Raw genomic sequence first — 5,205 nt, forward strand, 5'->3', positions numbered from 1 at the left:
GTTCTTCGTAGTCAAATTTTTCTTGTTGTTCCATAAAAAAAAACTGTGTTAAAGGTCTTGTTTTTTTAGCCTTTGACACAGTTTATTTTACAGTCTCGAATTCAATGGGTTGTAAGTTTAATAAGGTCGCAGGGACTATATCATAAACTGTGTAAGTTTTAAAAAACGAGGTTCGTAGCAGGATCTATATTCTGATCCTCTTTTCAAAAATAGTCAAAAATTGATCTAGTACAATGCCACAGTTTCTTATTGGCATTGTCCATTTTTTTGTTACCTCTCTCAAGGACAGGTACACAGATTTGAGCACTGCATCATCAGTAGGGAAGGATAGTTTGTTCTTGGTGTACTCACTCCTAGACGCATTCCTCGCTAAAGCCAAACTCTAAACAATAATGAAATAACAGAGGACCTTAAACCCTTCACTTATTTTCTTTCTTTTCTTTTAAAAGACTCTATTACATCTTTTAACAAAGGATTCATTTCCGGCGGATGCCCGTCTTTTTTAGCACCCCAACCAGGTATCCCTTTCTCACTACTATAAATTGGTATTCGGAGTTCCATAAGCTTATTTATAAAAAATTCGGCAATCTCGGCATCATCCAAAAGAAACATCGCACCTAGCGGCACATTGACAATACTATATTTTGTTTCGCCATCTTTTAGAAGAGCATAATCTTCAAGACAACTACCAAATTCATGATTAAATTTCTTCAAAAGCTCCTCTTCGCCATGCATAGTTATGAAAATTTTTTAGCTAACTGGGTAAACTCCTGGGATTACTAACTGGCATTTGTCCCTTCGTATCTACATTGTGTTTATTATCACTGGCCATAAAATCCCTTCACTATTTTTCCTCTTGTTCCACTCACTGTTGATTTCACTCTCTCATATAATTCTCTGGATGATAAAGATGGCTCTTCCGAAGTACCTATATCATAAATCTAGTAGGAAGTATCAATTGCATTAAGGCTGCTAACCCTTTTTAGATATATCATGGAGTCTAAATAAACAGCCTCCAACCCCTCACCATCTAGTAACACATTAAAGTCATCACCTGTACTTTCCTTACAAAAAACAGTACGCATTTCATCCCCCTTAAAAAGGCTATACTCTTCAATTATACCTCGCCGATGCTCGATAAAGGGGTCAAGACATGACACCATAATCAGACATCCAATTAATATTAGCTTCTTATAAATCACCTTGCTTGCTTTTTGGTTTATCCTTTTTTGGAGGAATCGGCTGGTCTGTGAACGAATAATGTGTCGCTCCAAACCATTCCCTTTTTGATATTTTCTCAGTCCACATATAGCGCTGATACGTAGTACCAACGGCGGACCCTGGCGTTCAATTACTGCTATTCCCCTTGTTTTGATGGTCTGTCATTGACTCAAAAGATTTACTACCATACACTGTAAATAGGATAGTTTCAGCATCATCCAGTACTTGCATAGTCATGTTATAACTACCCAAAAAGTGTTGGGTGGAGTACATTGGATTATATGGATTCTTCTTTTGAGAAAACAATGCCGGCAACCAGATTTCACGAGCACCTTCGGAATAAGACATATGATGCCAGTCCTTGTATATCTCTCCGGGCTGAATCACACCATCAGCGTTTATTGCCAACATTCCATTTAATCTCATTTCCTTGAAGCTCGACATTCGTTGAATGTCATAAATCATTTTCCCAGAGAATACAAGAGTGTTTTCCGGTCCCGTCCCTGTGATAAACTCAGCCATCAAACCTGGGCCGCTCCATTGCATAAAAGGATTATCATGCTTCACTACTGAAAAATCGTAATTGTTATTTGAGTTATTATAACCACCAATTGCATTTCTAAAATTTGTTCCATCTAGTTGTCCTATTCCAGACTGAGTATAATAATTATATCCATTTTTATCCATATAGTTATCAACTTTATGAATTGCATTTCCCTGTAAAGGTTGAGCTGTAGGATTGTACTCCAATACAGTTTTATAGACTTTCCCGGCTGCATTAATCCAGTTAGTTTTGACGAGCTCCTCCCCTCCATCCAAGTCCATTGCAATTATCGGTTTATTCCCTGCGAACTGATATGGAGTATACCATGGATAAGATTTCGCTATCGGATCCACACTCAAAAACTTCCCTATCCTCGGATCTTACACCCTCATCCCATAATCCTGCTGATTCCCTTCCCCCTTCACTTCATTATCATTCTCCTTCCCCATTGAACCCATAACGATACTGGTCTAATCGGGATGACCATCAAACAAAACAGGGTGTGGCCTCGGCTTAACTGGCACTGGAGATTCTATTGTTCCTGAAGAATTAATAAAATTACCCTCCATATACTCGCGCCCTTCATATTCAGAACTTAAAAAAGATTCATACCCACCATTGCTATTTTATTTAAAACATCTTGCTGGGCTTTAGTTAATTTATTCTGTTCTACGACCTCAAGCCCGGTAAAATTTCCTCTATGAGTACAGGCAAGCGAGGCGATAGGAATTTCACCGTTTTGTGACTGCTGGTAATTGTTCCATTCTCCAGCTTAATGCTGGTGGCGCTGTTCAGCTCTCCGTTACTCTGCAACTCTCTAAACGCAAACTCTGCTTCTTCACTCAATCCATCTATATCTTCCAGGCATAGCAACAGGTATTGATACTTATATCAGGGATGCTAAGGCCAGAGCGGCTTATAGATAAAAACGGGCTGATCTGATAATCAGCCCGTTTTTATCTACCAAACTTAATTATTCTGGAACAAGATCTATTAACTTAAACCTCATATCTTCCTGCTGCTTTACGAACAATTGAACCAAATCAATAGCCTCCCACTTCACAGCATTCTTAAGGAATAAAATAAATTCCTCTAAATCCAAATAGTTATAAGCGCCGATTAATATTACACATTCCAAATTTTTAGTCCCGCCATACCAGCTAATTGGTAATTTTTCATCATTTACAGAAACAATATTAAACCCTTTCATAAATCCTCTAATCTGTTGGATAATTTGGCACTCATCCTCTAATGCACTACAGGTGATTATAAGATTCGTTACATTACTCATAATAATTTAATTAGAAACTTTTACCTCTTTTGTAAAATCAAATCCCTCACCTACAATCCTAAATATAGTATTGTTTTTAAGCTTACTCTGCACATCTGTTATGATGGGACTAAACAGTAAGGTTTATTCCCTAAGCCGCTATAATCACTGATGGACGGTCTTGATACAGGATCCAAATTCCATCTCCTACCTATCCTCGGATCATATTCCCAGAACTCCGCAGTATAACTATTTCCCTCACCCTTAATTTCATCACTCTTTTCCTGCCCATTAAACCCATACCTGTACCCTCCCGCATCTAACCCCTTCCATACAGCCCCATCCCCAACGGCTGCCCTCTCAAAGAACTTTCTTCAAGTTATACTTTTTTTTCAGATGAACCTAAGATTATAGCTGATCTACGCGATCAAAAAGGCTGGTCACAAACAGACCTGGCTGATAAAAGTGAGGTTTCCCGTGTCATGATCGGTAAGTATGAGCGTGGCGAGGCACTGCCGTCTATTGATGCCGCTAAAAAAATCGCTGATGCCCTGGAAGTAAGCCTAGACTATCTGGTAGGAGAAGGCATTAACGCCCATTTCGATAAAAAAACGCTTAAAAGACTGGAAGAGATTGAGCTATTGGAAGAGGAGAAGAAGCATACCCTTTTTGATCTGATTGATACCTATATCAGGGATGCTAAGGCCAGAACTGCTTATAGATAAATAAACCTGGAGCTGCCTATTAAAAGCAGCTCCAGATTACTATTTACGAGTTTTTATTACAGTATTCATATTTTATGACATGATAATTGTTGATGAATATTTACATCATATTGCCTCAATCTATAGCTTCAAACTTTATTACGGGTATATTTAATTTGTCAAATTCTTCAATATTTATAAATTCAACATCTTCTGGAACTTTCATTCTAGACATATTTATACCTCGAAGAGTAACGGGACACCATATCCATAAAAAACCCATTCTTGTCACTTCATCCATAACCACAAAAACATGTTCCATTCTAGTATTTGAAGCAAATGGCGATGGAATATCATTTATCCCATCTAACACTTTAAAAAGAATCTCTTTCCACATTTTACTTATCTATTTGCTTTATAAAAATTCCAAAAGGTTTCCTCTATCCCCCACGCACCTTGTTCAAATGCCTTCCCCATTTCCGAACCCTGCACCGTTCCCCAGGTCTTAAACTGCATAATATGAGTACGTTCATGCCCTAAAGTACGTACAAGGGTTTCCATATTAATGAAGGCATCAGGATAAAGAGTTATCGTATTCTTATTCGCATAACCAAATAAATTTCTGCCTATGTAATCGGGATTTCTCTCTATTCTTAGCTTTACTCCCTTCAAACCAACCCCAGCTCTTTCTGCTGCTTGCTTTGCCACTCGCAATTGCATTGGAACCTCCAGGCCAGAAAATACCCCAGTATTTGCTCCCCTCCTAAACAATCCCATTGAAGTAGAAGACGATGCAAGAGATAAAGAAACACTTTCAATCCCTAGTCGAAATACACCGTCGCCAACGGCCATACCAACCATTGGCTCCACCATATTCTTTGATAGATTCGAAACATATTTATTACTTGTAAACTTATGCCATGCTGGCTCACTGCCATCTGCATTCCAACCCGCATCTAAAAAGGCTTGTTGCGACCTAGCCGCGTGCTGTTGATTGCCATAGTAGCCATAGTCAGGCGTAGCTCCGATACTACTATTCTGTCCCGCAACAGCATTAGTCATTACTCTAAGCCAGTTTCTATATGATGCTGTCGCTTTATTGTCTGCAATCACAGCAGGATGTTCTGACCTAGGCGATACTGCCGTATTATCACGAGGTACACCTCCTGTATTATTTCCAGCTGGAGAATATTCTAACCCATCTTCATCAATCCCATCAATAGGCCGATTACTTGCGAACTGATATGGTGTTAACTCAGGGTATTTCGGAGATAATGGATCTACCGATAAGAACTTCCCAATCCTCGGATCATAGATTCTAAATCCATAATCCTGCTGATTCCCTTCTCCCTTCACTTCATTATCATTCTCCTTCCCATTAAACCCATACCTGTACCCTCCCGCATCTAACCCCTTCCATACAGCCCCATCCCCAACGGCTGCCCTCTCAAAGAACTTTCAACAAG

The 5,205-nt window shown here is 39.1% G+C and carries 5 protein-coding genes and 2 pseudogenes; 1 reads left to right on the top strand and 6 read right to left on the bottom strand.

Features of this window, described 5'->3' with window-relative positions; all coding sequences use genetic code 11:
• Window positions 1-184: 184 nt before the first annotated feature.
• The 4 genes and pseudogenes from BOC67_RS25330 to BOC67_RS25345 all read right to left on the bottom strand — a co-directional run.
• A pseudogene (locus tag BOC67_RS25330) lies at window positions 185-349 on the bottom strand (IS256 family transposase); the annotation flags it as partial.
• Window positions 350-423: 74 nt separating this feature from the next.
• Window positions 424-735, bottom strand: a complete 312-nt coding sequence (locus BOC67_RS25335; protein WP_291915006.1) for a hypothetical protein — start codon at window positions 733-735, stop codon at window positions 424-426.
• A gap of 612 nt (window positions 736-1,347) precedes the next feature.
• Window positions 1,348-2,046: a hypothetical protein gene (locus BOC67_RS25340; RefSeq protein WP_291915007.1), complete on the bottom strand. Its 699-nt coding sequence runs from the start codon at window positions 2,044-2,046 to the stop codon at window positions 1,348-1,350.
• Between the two features lie 692 nt (window positions 2,047-2,738).
• A complete protein-coding gene (locus tag BOC67_RS25345; RefSeq protein ID WP_291915008.1) occupies window positions 2,739-3,056 on the bottom strand; it encodes a hypothetical protein in 318 nt (105 codons plus the stop codon).
• 389 nt (window positions 3,057-3,445) lie between these two features.
• On the opposite strand from BOC67_RS25345, the gene BOC67_RS25350 reads away from it, so the two are divergent.
• On the top strand, window positions 3,446-3,760 hold the full coding sequence (locus BOC67_RS25350; RefSeq protein WP_291915010.1) for a helix-turn-helix domain-containing protein: 315 nt from the start codon (window positions 3,446-3,448) through the stop codon (window positions 3,758-3,760).
• A gap of 115 nt (window positions 3,761-3,875) precedes the next feature.
• Here BOC67_RS25350 and BOC67_RS25355 read toward each other — a convergent pair whose 3' ends face one another.
• Together BOC67_RS25355 and BOC67_RS25360 are read right to left on the bottom strand one after the other, a co-directional pair.
• Window positions 3,876-4,136, bottom strand: a complete 261-nt coding sequence (locus BOC67_RS25355) for a hypothetical protein (protein WP_291915009.1) — start codon at window positions 4,134-4,136, stop codon at window positions 3,876-3,878.
• Window positions 4,137-4,141: 5 nt separating this feature from the next.
• Window positions 4,142-5,125: pseudogene (locus tag BOC67_RS25360) on the bottom strand (RHS repeat-associated core domain-containing protein); the annotation flags it as partial.
• Window positions 5,126-5,205: the final 80 nt, after the last annotated feature.

This window comes from Chitinophaga sp. CB10 (assembly GCA_001870995.2).
GTDB lineage: Bacteria > Bacteroidota > Bacteroidia > Chitinophagales > Chitinophagaceae > Chitinophaga.

Bases quoted from the DNA above. Each gene is read 5' to 3' on its own strand.
- BOC67_RS25335 (WP_291915006.1), bottom strand. From the start codon at position 735: ATGCATGGCGAAGAGGAGCTTTTGAAGAAATTTAATCATGAATTTGGT.
- BOC67_RS25340 (WP_291915007.1), bottom strand. From the start codon at position 2,046: ATGGACTTGGATGGAGGGGAGGAGCTCGTCAAAACTAACTGGATTAAT.
- BOC67_RS25345 (WP_291915008.1), bottom strand. From the start codon at position 3,056: ATGAGTAATGTAACGAATCTTATAATCACCTGTAGTGCATTAGAGGAT.
- BOC67_RS25355 (WP_291915009.1), bottom strand. From the start codon at position 4,136: ATGTGGAAAGAGATTCTTTTTAAAGTGTTAGATGGGATAAATGATATT.